The organism is Ramlibacter sp., assembly GCF_035706265.1.
Taxonomy (GTDB): domain Bacteria; phylum Pseudomonadota; class Gammaproteobacteria; order Burkholderiales; family Burkholderiaceae_C; genus Ramlibacter.
The window spans coordinates 1-17,726 of record NZ_DASSVG010000278.1 but is presented as its reverse complement, the minus strand read 5'-3'; the positions used below and the strand labels follow the sequence as shown (position 1 = coordinate 17,726).

Genomic DNA, 17,726 nt, shown 5'->3' with positions numbered 1-17,726 from the left:
TCCCTGCTTCTGCTCGATCATCGAGCACCACCTGCGCGGCACGCGCTTCAACATCGGCGTGGACCAGCGCGACGGCCTGCTGCGGCAGGGCGCCGAGGGCTACCAGCTCACCTGGATGGACGCCAAGGTGGAAGGCTGGGTGGTGACGCCGCGGCGCGGCAAGGCGGTGGAGCTCAACGCCCTGTTCTACAACGCGCTGCGGCTGCTGGAGCGCTGGCTGCGCGAAGAGGGCGACGAGGCGCACGCGCAGCAGATGGCGCAGCATGCGCAACGCGTCTACGAGAGCTTCAACCAGCGCTTCTGGAACCCGCAGACCGGCTGCCTCTACGACGTGGTCGACGCCGAGGGCGGCGGCGACGATCCGGCGATCCGGCCCAACCAGGTGCTAGCGATCGCGCTGCCCAACCCGGTGCTCGATCCGCAGCGCTGGCGCGAGGTGCTGGACGTGGCGCAGCGCCTGCTGGTCACGCCGGTCGGCCTGCGCTCGCTGGCACCCGGCCATCCCGATTACAAGTCCAACTACGACGGCGACCTGCGCGCGCGCGACGCCGCCTACCACCAGGGCACCGTGTGGGCCTGGCTGGCCGGCCCCTTCGCCGACGCCTGGCTGAAGGTCTACCCGGACGACAACCGCGGCATCGAGCACCTGATCGACGGTTTCGCCGCCCACCTGGGCGAAGCGTGCATCGGCTCGATCAGCGAGATCTTCGACGCCGAGCCGCCGTTCACGCCGCGCGGCTGCGTGGCGCAGGCGTGGAGCGTCGCCGAGGTGCTGCGCATCCTGGTGAAGGTGCGCCACGGGGCGCGCCAGCAAGAGGCCGCGCAGCAGCAGGCGGCGGAGAAGGGAGCGATCGATTCGTCGTGGACGCCGGCGGTGGCGCACGCGTGATGGAGGCGCCCGGAGCGCCCTCACCCCGGCCCTCCCCCGGAGGGGGAGGGAGCAACGCTCGTCACTTGCCCGCGCCCTTGCCCTTCTTCACCGCCGCCAGGCTTTGCGCCAGCGAATCTTCCAGCGTGCGCTTCAGGCGCTCCTCCAGCATCGCCAGCACGGCGGCCTCCTCGGGGCGCAGGGCGGCGATGTCCTCGCGCAGCTCCTGCTCCACCTCGCCCTTGATCCGCAGCAGCAGGTTGCCTTCCACATAGGCGTTGAGCACCTCCGGGTGCACGTAGCACTTGCGGCAGATCGTCGGCGTGTTGCCCAGCCGCGCGACCACGCGCTCGATCGCCTGCTTGATGTTCTTCTTCTGCGTGGCCTTGGTGTCGAAGGCCTCGAACTCCTGCAGCGCGAGTGCCGCCAGCACGGTGCCGGCCCAGGTGCGGAAGTCCTTGGCCGTGATGTCGCTGCCGGTGACCTCCTTCAGGTAGGCATTCACGTCGGCGGAGGTCACTTCGCGGATCTCGCCATTCTCGTCCTGGTACTGGAACAGGCGCTGCCCCGGAAGGTCCTGGCAGGCGCGCACGATCTTGGCGATGCGCCGGTCCTTCACCTGGAGCCGCCAGGTCTTGCCGCTCTTGCCCTTGAACTGGAACCGCAGTTGCGCGCCTTCCACCTTCACGTGCGGGTTGCGCAGGGTGGTCAGGCCGTAGCTCCTGTTCTCGCGCGCGTAGTCGTCGTTGCCGACGCGGATCAGCGTCGTCTCCAGCAGGTGCACGACCGTGGCGAGCACCTTCTCGCGCGGCAGGCCGCGCAGCGCCATGTGGCTGGCGAGCGTGGCGCGGATCGAGGGCAGGGCGCGGGCGAAGTCGAGCATGTGCTCGTACTTGGTGCTCTCGCGCAATTCGCGGAACTGCGGGTGGTACCGATACTGCTTGCGGCCGCGGGCGTCGCGGCCGGTGGCCTGCAGGTGGCCGTTGGCCCGGGGGCAGATCCAGACCTCGGTATAGGCCGGGGGAATCGCGAGCTTGCGGATGCGCTCCAGCGTCGCCTCGTCCTTCAGCGGCTCGCCATTGGGCCTGTAGTAGACGAAGCCTTCGTTCTTGCGCTCGCGCCGGATACCACGCTCCTCGTCGGTGACGTAGACGAGGCCGGCCGATTCGGCCGCTTCCCTGGGGTCGGCCGGGGTGGGGGCGAGGGCTTCGGTGTCCTTCATGTCGGTCGGGCTGCCGCGTCCAGTATCGGAGCGGCGCTCGAACTGTTGACGTAGGACGGGGTCGACGCTTCCCCGCGGACGGCCGGGCGTGCGGCCGCAGGCGGCTTACGCGGAGGCGATGGAGGGCAGGACGGAAGCGCGCACGCGCGCGGGCTCGCAGGCGGGGCAGCCGCGCGCGTGGCCATAGCGCAGGCGCGCCACGGCCACCGCCTGGGTGGCCTCGAGGAACTCGCCCAGGTACTCCGTCAGGGCCTCGCCAAGGAAGCAGCCGGGCGGACAGCGGGTGCGGTCATGCACCGCGACCTCCCCCACGGGGGACGCGTCATAGGCGACGAAGTAGCTGGCCATGGGGATATCCGTCCTCTCTGAAGGGCCATGCTATGGATGACACGTGAGCGACAACATCACCCATTGGGGTGAAGGCCGGGCTGGCTTTCCCGCGTTTGGGGGAGAAGTAGGCGCTAGCGGCTGGCAGCTAGCGGCGCGGCTGCTCGACCAGCTCGCGCCGCAGGTTGGCGACCAGCTGGCCCATCTCGGCGCCGTCTTCGGACAGCAGCGAACAGGCCGTGCCGCGGAAGAAACGGGCCCAGCGGATGTGCCAGTCGCGCGTGTCGGTCAGCTCCACGTAGAGCGAAGGCCGGCCGGCGCTGCCGTGGCACTGGCCGGAGACCAGGTGGCCGATGCGCAGTTCGCGGCAGATCAGTTCCACGGCATGCGGGGGTGCCTTGGCCAGGAAGTCGGAGCTGATCAGGATCGCTTGCAGCGCCGGATCCTGCGCCAGGCGCTCGCGCAGCAGGTCCGCGATGTCGTTGCCCAGCAAGCGCAGCGACGCATCGTCGGCGCCCGGGGTGAAGGGCAGCACGGCCACCAGCGGCCGCCGGCGCGGCGGCGCGACGGCGGGCATGCTCGACAGGACAGTGGCGATCGGTGGGCTCAAGTCAGGCCTGGGGGGATGCACGCCCATTCTAGGAACGAAGGGGCCGCGCTTTCCTGAACTCGAACGCGCAAAAACTGGAGTCCCTCCTTGCGAAATACGGCCCTTGATTTTTTCGTCGGCGCTGTCCTCGCGGGCTATCCTTGGTGCCATGAGCAAGGCGTTCACGCGCGAAACCGACAGCGAAGACGACGAGGAAGGCGGCGGCCTGCCTCCGCTGCCGGCCGGCGGCAAGAACTACATCACCCCGCAGGGCTACGCGCGGCTGCGGGCCGAGCTGCTGCAGCTGATCGACGACGAGCGGCCCAAGGTGGTGGACGTGGTCCACTGGGCCGCGAGCAACGGCGACCGCTCGGAGAACGGCGACTACCTCTACGGCAAGAAGCGGCTGCGCGAGATCGACCGCCGCATCCGCTTCCTGACCAAGCGGCTCGAGGTGGCGGAGGTGACCGATCCTTCGCTGCACCACGGCCACGACCAGGTGTTCTTCGGCGCCACGGTGACGTACGCGGAGGAGGACACGGGCGTGGAGCGCACCGTGACCATCCTCGGCATCGACGAGGCCGACAGCGCCCACGGCCAGGTGAGCTGGATCTCGCCGATCGCGCGGGCCCTGCTGAAGGCGCGCGAGGGCGACGTGGTGAAGCTGGTCACGCCCGCCGGGGCGAAGGAGGTCGAGGTGCTGAAGGTCGAGTATCCCGCGCCGGAAGCAATCAGGCACTGAGCCTTACACCGGCCGCGGATCCGTCCCGCCCGGGCGGATGCGCTGGGCGTTCATCACCGAGGGCGTGCGCTTCAGGTTGCGCAGCACCGACTCGAGGTGCGCGCGGTCGCGCACCGAGACGACGAAGCGCAGGTCGGTGGCATCCTGCGCGCGCTCGTCGTCCATGTCCACGTGCGTGATGTCGGCCTCGGCGTTGGCGAGCGCGGCCGCCACCCGCGCCAGCGCGCCCTTGCCGTTGGCCACCGTGACCAGGATGCCGGTCTCGAAGGAGCGCACCGGCTCGTCGGCCCATTCGACGCCGATGAAGCGCTCGGAATCCTTGTTCTGCAGCCGCTTGGCGATGGCGCAGTCGGTGGTGTGCACGACGAGCCCTTCGCCGCGCCCGAGGTAGCCCAGGATCGGATCGCCCGGCACCGGGCGGCAGCAGCTGGCGAACTGCACCGAGGCGTTCTCGCTGCCGTCCAGCGTCAGGCCGCCCTGCGAGACGTTCTCGTGCGCCGTGAAGCGCTCGCGGCTGATCAGGAGAGCGTCGGGCTTCTCGCCCAGCTCGGTGAGCAGCGTCATGAGCCGCTTGGCCACGATGCCCGCGATGCGCTTGCCCAGGCCCAGGTCCGTCAGCAGCTCGGCGCGGCTCTTGTTGCCGGTGAAGCGCAGCAGCTTCTCCCAGATCGGGTGGTAGGTCTCGTCGTCCGCCGGCAGCCGCTCCATGCCCTCGGCGCGCAGCGCCTGCGCCAGCAGCTTTTCGCCCAGCTGCTGCGACTCCGCCTGCGCCAGCGTCTTGAGGTGGTGGCGGATCTTGGAGCGGGCGCGGCCGGTGCGCACGAAGCCGAGCCAGGCCGGGTTGGGCGTGGAGACGGGCGCCGTGACCACTTCGACCACGTCGCCGTTCTTCAGCTCGGAGCGCAGCGGCACCTGGGCGCCGTTGATGCGCGCGGCCACCGTGTGGTCGCCCACGTCGGAGTGGATCGCGTAGGCGAAGTCGACCACCGTGGCGCCGCGCGGCAGCGCCAGGATCTGGCTCTTGGGCGTGAAGACGTAGACAGCGTCGGGGAACAGGTCGATCTTGACGTGGTCCCAGAACTCCGCGGCGTCGCGCGTCTCGTTCTGGATGTCCAGCAGCGACTGCAGCCACTTGGTGCCCAGGCGCTCGGTGTTTTCTTCCTGCGGGACGCTGGCCTTGTACAGCCAGTGCGCCGCCACGCCCGACTCGGCCACCAGGTGCATGGCCTCGGTGCGCAGCTGGAATTCGACGTTCACCCCCGAGGGGCCGACCAGCGTGGTGTGCAGCGATTGGTAGCCGTTGATCTTGGGGATGGCGATGTGGTCCTTGAAGCGGCCCGGCACCGGCTTGTACAGCTGGTGCAGCACGCCCAGGGCGGTGTAGCAGTCCGTCACCGTCGGCACGATGATGCGGAAGCCGTAGATGTCGGTGACCTGGGCGAAGGAGAGGTGCTTCTCGTCCATCTTCTTGTAGATGGAGTAGAGCGTCTTCTCGCGCCCGCCGATGCGCACCTCCAGGCCGGCGGCGGCGAAGGCGTTCTCGACGTCGCGGTGCACCTTCTGGATCAGGTCGCGGCGGCGGCTGCGGGCCTTGGACACGGCCTTGGACAGCACCGTGTAGCGCCAGGGCTTGAGGTAGCGGAACGAAAGTTCCTGCAGCTCGCGGTAGGTGTTGTTCAGGCCCAGGCGGTGGGCGATCGGCGCGTAGATGTCCAGCGTCTCGCCGGCGATGCGGTTCCACTTCTCGCGCGGCACATCTTCCAGCGTGCGCATGTTGTGGGTGCGGTCGGCCAGCTTGACGAGGATGACGCGCACGTCACGCGCCATGGCCAGCAGCATCTTGCGGAAGGACTCGGCCTGGGTCTCTTCGCGGGTGTTGAACTGCAGCTTGTCCAGCTTGGTGAGCCCGTCGACCAGGTCGGCGACGGCCACCCCGAAGCGCTCGATCAGCTGCGGTTTGGTGACGCCGCAGTCTTCCATGGCGTCGTGCAGCAGCGCCGCCATGAGGGCCTGGGCGTCCAGCTTCCATTCGGCGCACTGCGCCGCCACGGCGATCGGGTGGGTGATGTAGGGCTCGCCGCTGGCGCGCATCTGGCCCAGGTGGGCCTCGTCGGCGTAGCGGTACGCCTTGCGGACCAGGTCGACCTCGGCCGGGTCGAGGTAATCCAGGCGCGCGGTGAGAGCGGCAAAGCTTGCCGCGGCGGCGTTCGCTGCGGCAGGGGAGGGGAGGATCGGACTGCTGGGCCGTTTGCCCGTGGTCGACGGGAGCACCGCGCTCATGGCCCTAATGTAGCAAGCTGCGGAAAGCGGCGGGACGGGTTACCGGAATCGGCATTCCCGCCAGGGCGGGATTGGAGGGCCAGCGCGGCGCCCCCAAAGCGAAACAGCCCGCTTCCGCGGGCTGTTCTTGGTCCCCGCCTGCGCGGGGATGCCGGGTGGGGCTCAGCCCGGGACCTTCTTCAGCATCTCCAGGCCGATCTTGCCTTCGGCGATCTCGCGCAGGGCGGTGACGCCCGGCTTGTTCTTGCTCTCGATCTTGGGCGCGTGGCCCTGGCTCAGCATGCGGGCCCGGTAGGTCGCGGCCAGCACCAGCTGGAAGCGGTTCGGGATCTTCTCCAGGCAATCTTCGACGGTGATTCGGGCCATCTCTCTCTCCGGTGTTCAGGTGAGCCCCAGGGCGGTGAAGGTTTCCGCGCGGGCGCGGCGTTGGGAAACGAACTTCAGCCGCTGGGAATGCACGATCGCTTTCAGGTCGAAAAGCGCGCGCTCAAATAACTCGTTGATTATAACGAAATCGAATTCTTTCGCCTGCGCCATCTCGGTGGCCGCATTCGCCAGTCGGGTTTCGATGACTTCGGCCGAGTCCTCGCCGCGGCGCTCGAGCCGCGAGCGCAGCTCGTCCCAGCTCGGAGGCAGGATGAACACCAGCACCGCGTTGGCGAAGATGCGCTTGATCTGCAGCGCGCCCTGCCAGTCGATCTCCAGGATCACGTCCTGGCCGTGGGCGATGCGCTCCTCGATCATGCGCTTGGAGGTGCCGTAGCGGCGGCCGTGCACGTGGGCCCATTCCACGAAGGCGTCGCCCAGGACCATCTGGTCGAATTCGGCGTCGGAGACGAAGAAGTATTCCCGCCCGTGCTTCTCCTGCCCGCGCGGCGCGCGCGTGGTGTGCGAGACCGAGGGCAGGACGTGCGAATCGAGTTCGAGCAGGGCCTTGACCAGGCTGGATTTGCCGGCCCCGCTGGGGGCTGCAACGACGAAGAGGTTGCCGGGATAGTCCATGCGAGAGTTTACCGGGGCGCGGCCCGCGGGCCCTGGTTCTTCACTCGAGGTTCTGCACCTGCTCACGCATCTGCTCGATCAGCACCTTCATGTCGACCGAGATCCTGGTCAACTCCAGCGCGGCGGACTTCGAGCCCAGCGTGTTGGCCTCGCGGTGCAGCTCCTGGATCAGGAAGTCCAGCCGCTTGCCGATCTCGCCGCCCTTGTTCACCAGGCGCTCGATCTCGTCGAGGTGGGCGGCCAGGCGCGTGAGTTCCTCGGCCACGTCGATGCGGATCGCGAAGGCCGTCGCCTCGGTGAGCGCTCGGTCCTGCGCGGCCTCCGGCGTGGCGGCGCCTTCGGTGAGGGCCATCGCCTCCTTCCAGCGCTCCAGGAAGCGCTGGCGCTGCTGCTCCACCAGCTGCGGGATCAGGGGGCGGGCTTGCTGCGCCAGCGCGCGCAGCTGCTGCAGGTGCCCAAGCAGCATCTGCGCCAGGCGCGCGCCTTCGCGCTCGCGCGCCGCGACCAGTTCGCCCAGCGCCTGCGAGGCCAGTTGCTGCAGCGGCTGGTCCCAGTCGACGCTGCCGCCGTCGTCGGCCGAAGCGAGGCGCAGGATCTCGGCCACCGACAGGGCCGCCGCATCCGGCAGCCAGGTGCGCACCGTGTCCTGCACGGACTCCAGGCGCTGCAGCATGCGCACGCTCGGCTCGCGCACGGTCTCCGCGCCGGTGCCCTCGATGCCCGCCCGCACTTCGACCTTGCCGCGCTTGACGCGGGCGGCGATCAGCTCGCGCAGGGCCGGTTCATGGGCGCGCAGTTCCTCGGACAGCCGGAACGACAGGTCGAGGAAGCGGCTGTTGACGGAGCGGATCTCCAGCCCCAGGCGCATGGCGGCGCCGGGCTTGCTGCCTTCATTGCCGGCCGGCGCGGCCCCCGGGCTGTGCTGCGCCGAGGCGTAGCCGGTCATGCTGTAAACTGGCATGCAGAGGAGTCTTTGAAGTTCGTTGCGGGGATTTCGAGGATCGATCGGGCCCGCGGCAGGCCCCAACCATCTTCAAATTATGTCAAAGCTCAAACCGGCCCCCTTGCCGCCGGATACCGTGATCGGTGGCTACCGGGTGGTTCGCAAGCTTTCCGCAGGCGGCTTCGGCGTCGTCTACCTCGCCGTCGACAACGAGGGCCAGCAGGTCGCGATCAAGGAATACCTGCCGTCCTCCCTGGCCACGCGCCCTCCGGGCGAGCTGCTGCCACAGGTGGCGCCCGAGAAGCTCTCCCTGTACCGCCTGGGCCTCAAGAGCTTCTTCGAAGAAGGCCGTTCGCTCGCGCAGATCTCCCACTCCTCGGTGGTGAGCGTGCTGAATTTCTTCCGCGAGAACGAGACCGTCTACATGGTGATGAACTACCTGGAGGGGGCCACCCTGCAGGATTTCATCATCACCGCGCGCGAGTTGAAGAAGCAGAAGGTGTTCCGCGAGTCCACCATCCGCTCGCTGTTCGACGAGATCCTGCGCGGCTTGCGCATCGTGCACCAGCACAAGATGTTGCACCTGGACATCAAGCCCGCCAACATCTTCATCACCGACGACAATCGCGCGGTGATGATCGACTTCGGTGCGGCACGCGAAGTGCTGTCCAAGGAAGGCAACTTCATCCGGCCCATGTACACCCCTGGTTTCGCGGCGCCCGAGATGTACCGGCGCGATTCCTCCATGGGGCCGTGGACCGACATCTACGCGATCGGCGCCTGCATCTACGCCTGCATGCAGGGCTATCCGCCCAACGACGCCCCCCAGCGGCTCGAAAAGGACCGCCTGTCGCTCGCGCTGTCCCGCCTGCGCGGCGTCTATTCCGACAACCTGATCGAGGTGGTCGAATGGTGCATGTCGCTCGATCCGCTGTCGCGCCCGCAGTCGGTGTTCGCGCTGCAGAAGGAGCTCAGCCGCGAGGGCGAGCGGCGCTACACGAAGCTCTCGGTCGGTGAGAAGATGCGGCTGCAATTCGACAACATGGTCAGCGACACCAAGAAACGCACCGGCATCGGAGCCAAGACAAAGTGAAATTCTCGGTCTTCCAGGTCAGCCGCAAGGGCGGCCGCGAAAAGAACGAAGACCGCATGGGTTACTGCTACACGCGCGAGTCGGGCCTGTTCCTGCTGGCCGACGGCATGGGCGGCCATCCGGAAGGCGAAGTCGCCGCCCAGCTCGCGCTGCAGACCATCTCCGCGCTGTACCAGAAGGAAGCCCGGCCGACCGTCCAGGACGTCGCCGAGTTCCTCTCCGTGGCCCTCATGGCGGCGCATCACCAGATCATCCGCTACGCGAGCGAGAAGGGCATGCTCGACACGCCGCGCACCACGCTGGTGGCGGCCATCGTCCAGGGCACGCACGCCACCTGGGTGCACTGCGGCGATTCGCGGCTCTACGTCGTGCGCGCCGGCGAGCTGCTCACGCGCACCCGCGACCATTCCTACCTCGAGCAGCAGAACGCCGGCGTGATCCGCATGGACCGGATCAACCGCAACATCCTGTTCACCTGCCTCGGCTCGCCCACCAAGCCGGTGTTCGACGTCACCGGCCCGGTGCAGTTGCAGCAGGGCGACAAGATCCTGCTGTGCTCCGACGGCCTGTGGAGCAGCCTGGAGGACAAGGACATCGTGCGCGAGCTGAGCGCCAAGCCGGTCTCCGAGGCCGTGCCGGACCTGGTGGAGAGCGCCCTGCGCAACGGCGGCGAGCATTCCGACAACGTGACCGTGATCGCGCTGGAGTGGGAGACGCCGGACACCTTCGAGTCCACCCGCGGCATCTCCACCGACAGCATCAGCGACGGCGTGTTCGCCTCGACCATCCAGGCCGGCGTGCTCGACACGCTGGTGGACGATCTCGACGACGCGGCCATCGAACGCTCGATCGCCGAGATCAACGAGGCGATCCGGCGCTCGGCGGCGAAGAAGGCCTGATCACTGCGCGGCTTTGCCGCGTATGACCCCGCCGCTGCGCGGCTGGATGACGAAATGACAAAATGCGGGGTGCCGGCCCAGGGCCGTTCATCCCGTCATCGACGCGAAGCGAAGTCATTTCGTCATTCGCCACACCTCACACGACCATGTTCCAACGCCCCGGCGGCCGCGCGCCCGACCAGCTCCGACCTGTGCGCATCACGCGCGGCTTCACCATCCATGCCGAAGGCTCCGTCCTGATCGAGTTCGGCAATACGCGCGTGCTGTGCACGGCCTCGGTCGAGGAGAAGGTGCCGCCGCACAAGCGCGGCAGCGGCGAAGGCTGGGTCACGGCCGAATACGGCATGCTGCCGCGCGCCACCCACACCCGCGGCGACCGCGAGGCGGCCCGCGGCAAGCAGAGCGGCCGCACGCAGGAGATCCAGCGCCTGATCGGCCGCTCGCTGCGGGCGGTGTTCGACCTCAAGAAGCTCGGCGAGCGCACCATCACGCTCGATTGCGACGTGTTGCAGGCCGACGGCGGCACCCGCACCGCGGCCATCACCGGCGCCTTCGTGGCGGCGCAGGACGCGGTCGACAAGCTCCTCGCCAGCGGCGCCCTCAAGGAATCGCCGGTCACCGGCCCGGTCGCCGCCATCTCGGTCGGCATCGTGGAAGGCACGCCGCTGCTGGACCTGGAATACGTGGAGGACGTCGCCTGCGACACCGACATGAACGTCGTGATGACCGGCGCCGGCCACTACGTGGAAGTGCAGGGCACGGCCGAAGGCGCTGCATTCACGCGCGCCGAGATGGACGAATTGCTGCGGCTGGCCGAGAAGGGCATCGGCGAACTGGTCGGCCTGCAGCGCCAGGCGCTGGGAAGGTGACGATGGACCGGATCGTCCTGGCCTCCAACAACAAGGGCAAGCTCGCCGAACTGCAGGCCATGTTCGCGCCGCTGGGCCTGACGCTGGTGCGCCAGGCCGATCTCGGCGTGCCCGAGGCCGAGGAGCCGCACCGCTCCTTCGTGGAGAACGCGCTGGCCAAGGCCCGCAACGCGGCGCAGCACACCGGGCTGCCGGCGATCGCGGACGACGCCGGCCTGTGCGTCGATGCCTTCGGCGGCCTGCCGGGCGTCGACACGGCGTACTACGCCACGCAGTTCGGCTATCCCAAGGGCGACGAGAACAACGTCAAGGCGCTGCTGGAGCAGATGCGCGGCATCGCCAACCGGCGCGCGGCGCTGGTCAGCACGCTGGTGGCCGTGCGCACGCCGCAGGATCCCGAGCCGCTGATCGCGGTGGGCCGCGCGGTCGGCCAGATCGCGCAGCAGCCCACCGGCGCGCACGGCTTCGGCTTCGACCCGGTGATGTTCATCCCCGCGTTCGGGAAGACCTTTGCCGAACTGCCGCCGGAAGTGAAGAACGCCCACAGCCACCGCGGCCAGGCCGCGCGCCAGATGGTGGAGCTGATCCGGGAACGCTGGCTGGCATGAAGGACGTCGCCCACTACATGCGCCCCGGCATGCTGCAGCTGCCGGCGCTGCCGCCGCTGTCGCTCTACGTGCACCTGCCGTGGTGCCTGAAGAAGTGCCCCTATTGCGACTTCAACTCGCACGAGATGCGCGTCTCCGAGCTGCCGCAGGAGCGCTACCTCGCCGCGCTTCGTGCCGACCTCGAAGCCGCGCTGCCGCTGATCTGGGGCCGCCAGGTGCACAGCGTCTTCATCGGCGGCGGCACGCCCAGCCTGTTCACGCCGGAAGGCATCGCGCAGCTCGTCTCCGACGTGCGCGCGCGCCTGAACCTGGTGCCCGATTGCGAGGTCACGCTGGAGGCCAATCGGGGCACCTTCGAGAAGGACCGCTTCAAGGCCTTCCGCGCCGCCGGCGTCACGCGCCTGTCGGTGGGCGTGCAGAGTTTCGACGACGAGAAGCTGCGCGCGCTCGGGCGCGTGCACGACAGCCGCCAGGCCATCGCCGCGGTGGAAGAGGCCGCGGCCAGCTTCGAGACCTTCAACCTGGACCTGATGTACGCGCTGCCCGGCCAGACGCTGGCGCAGCTGGAGGCGGACGTGACGCAGGCGCTGGCGCTGCTGCCGCCGCACCTCTCGATCTACCACCTCACGATCGAGCCGAACACGTACTTCGCGAAGTTCCCGCCGGTGACCCCACCGGACGACCTGGCGTACGCGATGCTGGATCGCATCACCGAGATGACCACCGCGGCCGGCCTGGAGCGCTACGAGGTCTCCGCGTACGCCAAGCCGGGCCACCGCTGCTGGCACAACTTCAACTACTGGACCTTCGGCGACTACCTGGGCATCGGGGCCGGGGCCCACAGCAAGCTCAGTTTCCCGAACCGGGTGGTGCGCCAGGTGCGCAAGCGCGAGCCGCGGCTGTACATGGACGGCGCCCTGGCCGGCGACGCACTGGCGCAGGACGAGGACGTGGCCCGTGCCGACCTGCCTTTCGAGTTCATGCTCAATGCCCTGCGGCTGAAGGACGGTTTCGCGCTGCAGGACTTCGTCGAGCGCACCGGCCTTCCGCTATCGGCGATCGAGCAGCCGCTGCGCGAGGCGCAGGCCAAGGGCCTGGTCGAACGGGACCTCGTGCACGTGAAGCCCACCGAGCGCGGCTTCGACTTCCTCTCGGACCTGCAGGCGCTGTTCCTGAAGTAGAAAAAAAGCAGGCCCCGAAGGGCCTGGCAAGAGACCCCGCCCGGCTTGCAGGCCGGGCGGACCCGAGGGTCAGAACATGCCGCGGTTGCGGCCCTGGTGGTGGTCGTCATCGTCGTCGTCGCGCAGCACGCCCAGGTTGAGGACCCGGTTGTTGCCGGCGGGATCCGGTCCCACCACGATGGTCGTGCCGGTGAGCGTGCCCACCACGACCACCTGGTGTCCCGGGGCGATGCTCGTCGGCGCCCGGCCGTGCCTGCGCACCATCTTGATCGCGGCCGGATCGGCGCTCACCTGCACGCCGTGCACGAAGAACACGGTGGGCGTGCCGCTCACGGTGCTGTTCACGGGTGCCGGGGTGGCGTCCACCGGGCCCGAGATCGCGGCCACCGTGGAGGCCGGCAGGATGGTCAGCGACTTGGCCACCAGCGTGCCGCCCGCGCCCTGCTCGGCGATCACCAGCACGGTCTTGGACACGCTGGCGGCCAGGTAGGTCTGGAAGGTCGTGATGTTGAAGGGCGTCGCGGTCGGATCGCGCCGCTCCCAGCCCTTGATCGACACGTCCTTCAGGCGCGTCCTGGCGTTGACGATCACGTCCTGGCCCAGCACCGAGACCGTGAAGGTGTCGGTGCCGGTGGGCGTCACCGTGCCGGCCTGGCCCTTGAGCGCGAACTTGGCTTCGTCGGCCTCGTCCTCGATGCGCAGGCTGGTGGCCTGCACGGTGGTGCCGTCGGCCGAGAGCGTGCCCAGCACGCGCACCTCGTCGCCCACCTTGGGCAGCGTCGTGCCCGCGGGCAGGCCGGAGGCGTCGATCGCCACGCCGCGCACGGTGAAGGTGGAGGTCCCGCTGACGGCGGACACGATGCCTTCCACTTCCACGATGGCACCGGCTTCCTCCACCGGCAGCTTGTTGGCCTTGCGGGCGAAGTCCGCCACCAGCACGGTGGCCGGCAGGGTCGGGGCTGCGGCTGCGCCGGCGGAGACGACGTCCCCATCGGCGAAGGCGCCGGCGCAGTCGACGGTGCGCCCGCGCGCGCGGCAAGTGGCCTGGGACAGGTCCAGCTTCAGGCCGTTGATGCTCACGCCGCTGGCGTCGACGGTGGCCACGCCTTCGGCCTTGAAGTTGGCGCGCGAGCGGCCGGTGGGCGCGTCGGACACGGAGACCAGCGTGGCGATCACGTCGGTGCTGGCGCCGTCGAACAGGAAGCCGTGCACCGTCACGTAGTTGCCGGGCGTGACCGTGCTGGTCGGGGTGCCGCTCACGGTGGTGGCGACCAGTCCGTCGAGGTTGGTGATCGCGGGGCAGGGCGAGGTGACGGCCGAAACGCAGGCGCGGCGGTCGCTGAAGCTGGTGCCGGAGGTGAGTTGCACCTGCTGGCCCATGACGGTCAGCGTGGCGGCGGCGTCGTCGATGGCGTCGACGAAGCCGCGCGCCAGCGGATGGACGTGCAGTTCGTCGGCGTCCGCCTCGTCGTCGTTGCCGCGGCCGTGGTGCTTGACGTCCACCACCATGCCCACTTCGAGCCCGGAGGAGCCGCGGGTGACCGCATCGGTGTCGTCGTCGATCACGCGCGCCCGGTCGGTGTGGAAGCGGTGCCCGTTGACGAACACGCTGCCGAAGGCCGTGATCACGCCGGAGGACATGACGGAGCCGTCCGAGGTGACGGGGCCCGCGCCGCCGCCGCCCCCCTCGCCGCCGCCACCACCACCACCGCCGCAGGCGGCGAGCCCCACCGCGACGGCCATGGCCAGGCCGAGCGGCAGCAGGTGCCGCTGGGCCCAGGCCCGGACTTCGAGTTTCTTCATGTGCATCTCTCCTGTTTCTCGACGCGGAGACCTCCCGCGTTCGGCCACGGAGAATTGCATGGGAAAAAATACCATGCAATAAAAGCGCGAGTTACCATTCGCAAGAACGTGCAGGGCCGTATGCTGGTGCGGCCCCGCAGACCGCCATGCCACGCAAGCCCAAGATCGCTCCGCTGGAGGCGCCCGGCCCCGCGCTGCCGCCCCTGCCACCCGATGACGTGGCGCAGGCGGTGGCGGCCGTGCTGCGGCCGGCCATCCACTTGCTGTTGCGAAGTGGCATCGACTACCCGCGCCTCGCCGCCGAACTGAAGACGCTGTTCATCGAGGAGGCCGCGGCGGAGATCCAGCGGGCCGGCCACGCCACCACCGATTCGGCCATCAGCCTCCTGAGCGGCGTGCACCGCAAGGACGTGCGCCAGTGGCGCGAGAGCGGCCGCCCGCCCGGTGCGGCCCGCCCGGTGGCGCTCAGCGCCCGCGTGTTCGCGCGCTGGATCACGGACGCCGACTACGGCGGCGAGCAAGGCGGGCCGCGCGCGCTGCCCCGCGCGGGGCCAGCGCCTTCGTTCGAGGCGCTGGTGCGTTCCGTCACGCAGGACGTGCATCCCTTCACCGTGCTGCAGGAGCTGATCCGCCTGCGCGTGGCCAGCGTGGAGATCCAGGACGGCGGCGAGATCGTCGTGCCGGGCGCCGACTTCGTGCCGCCGGCCGGCTCGCGCGAGGCCCTCGAGCTGCTGGCGGCCAACCTGGCCGACCACGCCAGCGCCGCCGTCTCCAACGTGCTGGGGGCGCCGCCGACGCTGGAACAGAGCGTGTTCGCGGCCGGCATCACGCCCGCCTCGGCCGAGCGGCTGCAGGCGCTCGCACGGCAACTGTGGCTGCGCATGCGCGGCGAGATGATCGAGGAGGCCTCGCGCCTCTACGAGGCCGACCAGGACAGCCCGCAGGCACGCACGCGCGTGCGCTTCGGCAGCTACTTCTGGTCCGGCCCCTGGGAGCCGGCACCGCCGGCCCCGCCAGAAGTACCTCCAGGGGATCCAGAACCATGAAGCCGCTGCACTGCCTGCTGGCGTCGATGTTGACGCTGTTGCTGCTGTCCTGCGGGGGCGGCGCCGACGTCGCGGGCAACGGCGGGGGCGGCGTCGGCACGGGCGGCACCGGCATCATCGCCGGCACCGTCACTGGCCTGGGCAGCGTGGTGGTGGAAGACACGCGCTTCGACGAGAGCCAGGCCGTGCTGGAAAGCCGGCCCGGCCTGGTGGACAGCACCGCCCTGGCCCTGGCCGACCTGCACATCGGCCAGTACGCCTACCTCGAGCTCGATGCGGCCGGCACGCCGGCGCGCGTGCGCATCGCCTCGCAGCTGGTAGGGGCCGCCGCGGCCGTGAACGCGTCCGCCGGCCGCTTCAGCGTCTGGGGCCAGCCGGTGGCGATCAACGCCGACCCGGAGCGCGGACCGGTGACGGTGTTCGCCGGCTTCGCCAGCCTGTCCGACATGCAGGCCGGCGACCCGGTGCAGGTCTACGGCGTGCTGCAGGCCGGCAATGGCAGCCCCGAGCTGCTGCGTGCCACCCGGGTCGAGAAGCTGGCCGCGGTGGGGGCGCTGCCTGCGCGCGTCACGGGCACGCTGCAGCAGGGCAGCGGCGGCACGCTGCTGCTGGCGGGCCGACCTCTCGACACCGCGGGCGCCACCGGCGTGCCGGCGCTGGAAGCGGGCACGGCGGTGATCGCCGTCGTGCCGTGGACGGCGCAGCTGCCGGCGCGCTGGCAGGCCTCCGCCGTGGCGCTGCTGGCGCCGGCTGCGGCCACGGCGTCGCTGCGCGTGAGCGGGGCGGTGCATTTGCGTTCCGATGGCCGCGCGGTGGTGCAGGGCGTGGAGGTCGACCTGTCGGCGCTGGCACAAGGCGAGCGCGACGCCGTGCGCGAAGGCAGCTACCTCACCGTGCAGGCGCGTTCGCGCGGCAACGACAGCCGGCGCGCGGAAGCGGCGCGCATCGAGCCGCTGCCGCAGGGCGGGCGCCGGGCGCAACTGCGCGGATCGATCACCGCCGTCGACGGCACGGGCAGCTTCGTGGTGCGCGGCCAGGCCGTGGATGCCTCGGCGGCCGAGTTCGTGGGCGGCAATGCCGCCAGCCTCGCCGTGGGCACCTTCGTGGAGGTGCAGGGCCGGCAGCGCGCCTCCGGCGTCGCCGCCAGCCGCGTCACCATCCCCGGCGAGCCGCCGGAGCGGGCGGTGCTGGAGTTGAGCGGCACACTGCAGTCCGTCGATGCCGCCAGCCGCACCGCGCGCCTGCTGGTGCGCGACGGCCGCGTGTTCGACCTCCTGCTGCCGGCCAAGCCGCCCTTGCCCGCAGTCGGCGCCACGTTGCGCGTGGAGGGCTACTGGGACGGCAGCCGGCTGCAGGTGCGCGAGTTCCGGCCCGACCATTCGGGCGGCGACGACGGCGACCGCTGAAGGCCCCTGGCCGCGGCGGGCGCCCGCGCGACTTAAAATCGCGCCTTCCGGAAGCGTGGCAGAGCGGTTGAATGCACCGGTCTTGAAAACCGGCGACGCCGCAAGGCGTCCGCGAGTTCGAATCTCGCCGCTTCCGCCACCGGGCGTCCGTCCCGTCCTACACGCGGCCGCAAGCGGCCCAGACAGAATCCGTCGCTTCGGCCCGTCGTCGGGGCCGTCGAAGGGATGGATCACGGATGTCGGTTCTGCAGCGCAACAACGTCCACGTGCACGGCGAAGGCCCGCCGATGGTCTTCGTCCACGGTTTCGGTTGCGACCAGAACATGTGGCGCCTGCTGGCGCCGCATTTCGCCGAGACCCACACCTGCATCCTGCTGGACCTGGTGGGCAGCGGCCAGTCGGATCTCTCCGCCTATGACCGCGGCAAGTACGCCAGCCTGCACGGCTACGCCAGCGACCTGTGCGAGGTGCTGGCCGCGGTGACGAGCGCCCCCGCCATCTGCGTCGGCCATTCGGTCAGCGCCATGATCGGCCTGCTGGCCAACCTGCAATGCCCGGACCAGTTCCTGGCGCAGGTGATGGTCGGGCCTTCGCCGTGCTACATCAACGACGGCGACTACGTCGGCGGCTTCAGCCGCGCGGACATCGAGGCGCTGCTGCACACCATGGACTCGAACTATCTCGGCTGGTCCAGCAACATGGCGCCGGCGATCATGGGCGCGCCGGACCAGCCGGAGCTCGCCGTCGAACTGACCAACAGCTTCTGCCGCACCGACCCGGACATCGCCAGGCAGTTCGCGCGGGTCACCTTCCTGTCGGACTTCCGGGCCGAACTCCCCCGCCTGCAG

The 17,726-nt window shown here is 69.7% G+C and carries 18 protein-coding genes and 1 tRNA gene; 11 read left to right on the top strand and 8 right to left on the bottom strand.

Going from position 1 to position 17,726, the window contains the following annotated elements:
* On the top strand, nt 1-889 hold an 889-nt coding region (locus VFM98_RS10315), incomplete at its 5' end, for an amylo-alpha-1,6-glucosidase (RefSeq protein WP_325109837.1).
* 61 nt (nt 890-950) lie between these two features.
* Here VFM98_RS10315 and VFM98_RS10310 read toward each other — a convergent pair.
* The 3 genes from VFM98_RS10310 to VFM98_RS10300 all read right to left on the bottom strand — a co-directional run bounded on the left by VFM98_RS10310 (nt 951) and on the right by VFM98_RS10300 (nt 2,994).
* Nucleotides 951-2,090 carry a DNA topoisomerase IB gene (locus VFM98_RS10310; RefSeq protein ID WP_325109836.1) on the bottom strand — a complete coding sequence of 380 codons (1,140 nt, stop codon included), beginning with the start codon at nt 2,088-2,090 and terminating at the stop codon, nt 951-953.
* A 105-nt stretch (nt 2,091-2,195) separates the two neighbouring features.
* Nucleotides 2,196-2,438 carry a hypothetical protein gene (locus tag VFM98_RS10305; RefSeq protein ID WP_325109835.1) on the bottom strand — a complete coding sequence of 81 codons (243 nt, stop codon included), beginning with the start codon at nt 2,436-2,438 and terminating at the stop codon, nt 2,196-2,198.
* A gap of 127 nt (nt 2,439-2,565) precedes the next feature.
* Entirely contained in the window at nt 2,566-2,994 is a 429-nt protein-coding gene (locus VFM98_RS10300) for a hypothetical protein (RefSeq protein WP_325109834.1), read from the bottom strand.
* A 181-nt stretch (nt 2,995-3,175) separates the two neighbouring features.
* On the opposite strand from VFM98_RS10300, the gene greB reads away from it, so the two are divergent.
* Nucleotides 3,176-3,748 carry a transcription elongation factor GreB gene (gene greB / locus VFM98_RS10295; RefSeq protein WP_325109832.1) on the top strand — a complete coding sequence of 191 codons (573 nt, stop codon included), beginning with the start codon at nt 3,176-3,178 and terminating at the stop codon, nt 3,746-3,748.
* Between the two features lie 3 nt (nt 3,749-3,751).
* Here the strand turns inward: greB and VFM98_RS10290 are convergent, their stop codons facing one another.
* The 4 genes from VFM98_RS10290 to VFM98_RS10275 form a co-directional block, all read right to left on the bottom strand.
* A complete protein-coding gene (locus VFM98_RS10290; protein WP_325109831.1) occupies nt 3,752-6,028 on the bottom strand; it encodes a bifunctional (p)ppGpp synthetase/guanosine-3',5'-bis(diphosphate) 3'-pyrophosphohydrolase in 2,277 nt (758 codons plus the stop codon).
* Between the two features lie 162 nt (nt 6,029-6,190).
* Nucleotides 6,191-6,394, bottom strand: coding sequence for a DNA-directed RNA polymerase subunit omega (rpoZ, locus tag VFM98_RS10285; protein WP_077592946.1), 204 nt, complete (start codon nt 6,392-6,394; stop codon nt 6,191-6,193).
* Between the two features lie 15 nt (nt 6,395-6,409).
* Entirely contained in the window at nt 6,410-7,030 is a 621-nt protein-coding gene (gene gmk / locus VFM98_RS10280) for a guanylate kinase (RefSeq protein WP_325109830.1), read from the bottom strand.
* 40 nt (nt 7,031-7,070) lie between these two features.
* Nucleotides 7,071-7,991: a YicC/YloC family endoribonuclease gene (locus VFM98_RS10275; RefSeq protein WP_325109829.1), complete on the bottom strand. Its 921-nt coding sequence runs from the start codon at nt 7,989-7,991 to the stop codon at nt 7,071-7,073.
* A 79-nt stretch (nt 7,992-8,070) separates the two neighbouring features.
* Between VFM98_RS10275 and VFM98_RS10270 the strand changes: the two genes are divergently transcribed.
* The 5 genes from VFM98_RS10270 (at nt 8,071) to hemW (ending at nt 12,623) form a co-directional block, all read left to right on the top strand.
* Entirely contained in the window at nt 8,071-9,066 is a 996-nt protein-coding gene (locus VFM98_RS10270; RefSeq protein ID WP_201690811.1) for a serine/threonine protein kinase, read from the top strand.
* The gene (locus VFM98_RS10265) at nt 9,063-9,965 is read left to right on the top strand and encodes a PP2C family protein-serine/threonine phosphatase (RefSeq protein WP_325109828.1); all 903 of its coding nucleotides are present in this window, start codon (nt 9,063-9,065) and stop codon (nt 9,963-9,965) included. The genes VFM98_RS10270 and VFM98_RS10265 overlap by 4 nt, the downstream gene beginning before the upstream one ends.
* A 146-nt stretch (nt 9,966-10,111) precedes the next feature.
* On the top strand, nt 10,112-10,834 hold the full coding sequence (gene rph, locus VFM98_RS10260; RefSeq protein WP_325109827.1) for a ribonuclease PH: 723 nt from the start codon (nt 10,112-10,114) through the stop codon (nt 10,832-10,834).
* Nucleotides 10,835-10,836: 2 nt separating this feature from the next.
* A complete protein-coding gene (gene rdgB / locus VFM98_RS10255; protein WP_325109826.1) occupies nt 10,837-11,442 on the top strand; it encodes an RdgB/HAM1 family non-canonical purine NTP pyrophosphatase in 606 nt (201 codons plus the stop codon).
* Nucleotides 11,439-12,623 (top strand): radical SAM family heme chaperone HemW, encoded by a 1,185-nt coding sequence (gene hemW, locus VFM98_RS10250; protein ID WP_325109825.1) that lies wholly within the window; start codon nt 11,439-11,441, stop codon nt 12,621-12,623. The genes rdgB and hemW overlap by 4 nt, the downstream gene beginning before the upstream one ends.
* 69 nt (nt 12,624-12,692) lie before the next feature.
* Here the strand turns inward: hemW and VFM98_RS10245 are convergent, their stop codons facing one another.
* Nucleotides 12,693-14,426, bottom strand: coding sequence for a DUF5666 domain-containing protein (locus VFM98_RS10245; RefSeq protein WP_325109824.1), 1,734 nt, complete (start codon nt 14,424-14,426; stop codon nt 12,693-12,695).
* Nucleotides 14,427-14,572: 146 nt separating this feature from the next.
* Here VFM98_RS10245 and VFM98_RS10240 point away from each other — a divergent pair, with 146 nt between their 5' ends.
* The 4 genes from VFM98_RS10240 to VFM98_RS10225 all read left to right on the top strand — a co-directional run.
* A complete protein-coding gene (locus VFM98_RS10240; protein ID WP_325109823.1) occupies nt 14,573-15,472 on the top strand; it encodes a DUF6502 family protein in 900 nt (299 codons plus the stop codon).
* The gene (locus tag VFM98_RS10235) at nt 15,469-16,878 is read left to right on the top strand and encodes a DUF5666 domain-containing protein (RefSeq protein WP_325109822.1); all 1,410 of its coding nucleotides are present in this window, start codon (nt 15,469-15,471) and stop codon (nt 16,876-16,878) included. The genes VFM98_RS10240 and VFM98_RS10235 overlap by 4 nt, the downstream gene beginning before the upstream one ends.
* A gap of 49 nt (nt 16,879-16,927) precedes the next feature.
* Nucleotides 16,928-17,017 (top strand) — tRNA-Ser (locus VFM98_RS10230).
* A 97-nt stretch (nt 17,018-17,114) separates the two neighbouring features.
* Nucleotides 17,115-17,726, top strand: a 612-nt coding sequence (locus tag VFM98_RS10225; RefSeq protein ID WP_325109821.1) for an alpha/beta hydrolase, incomplete at its 3' end; no start/stop codon positions are given.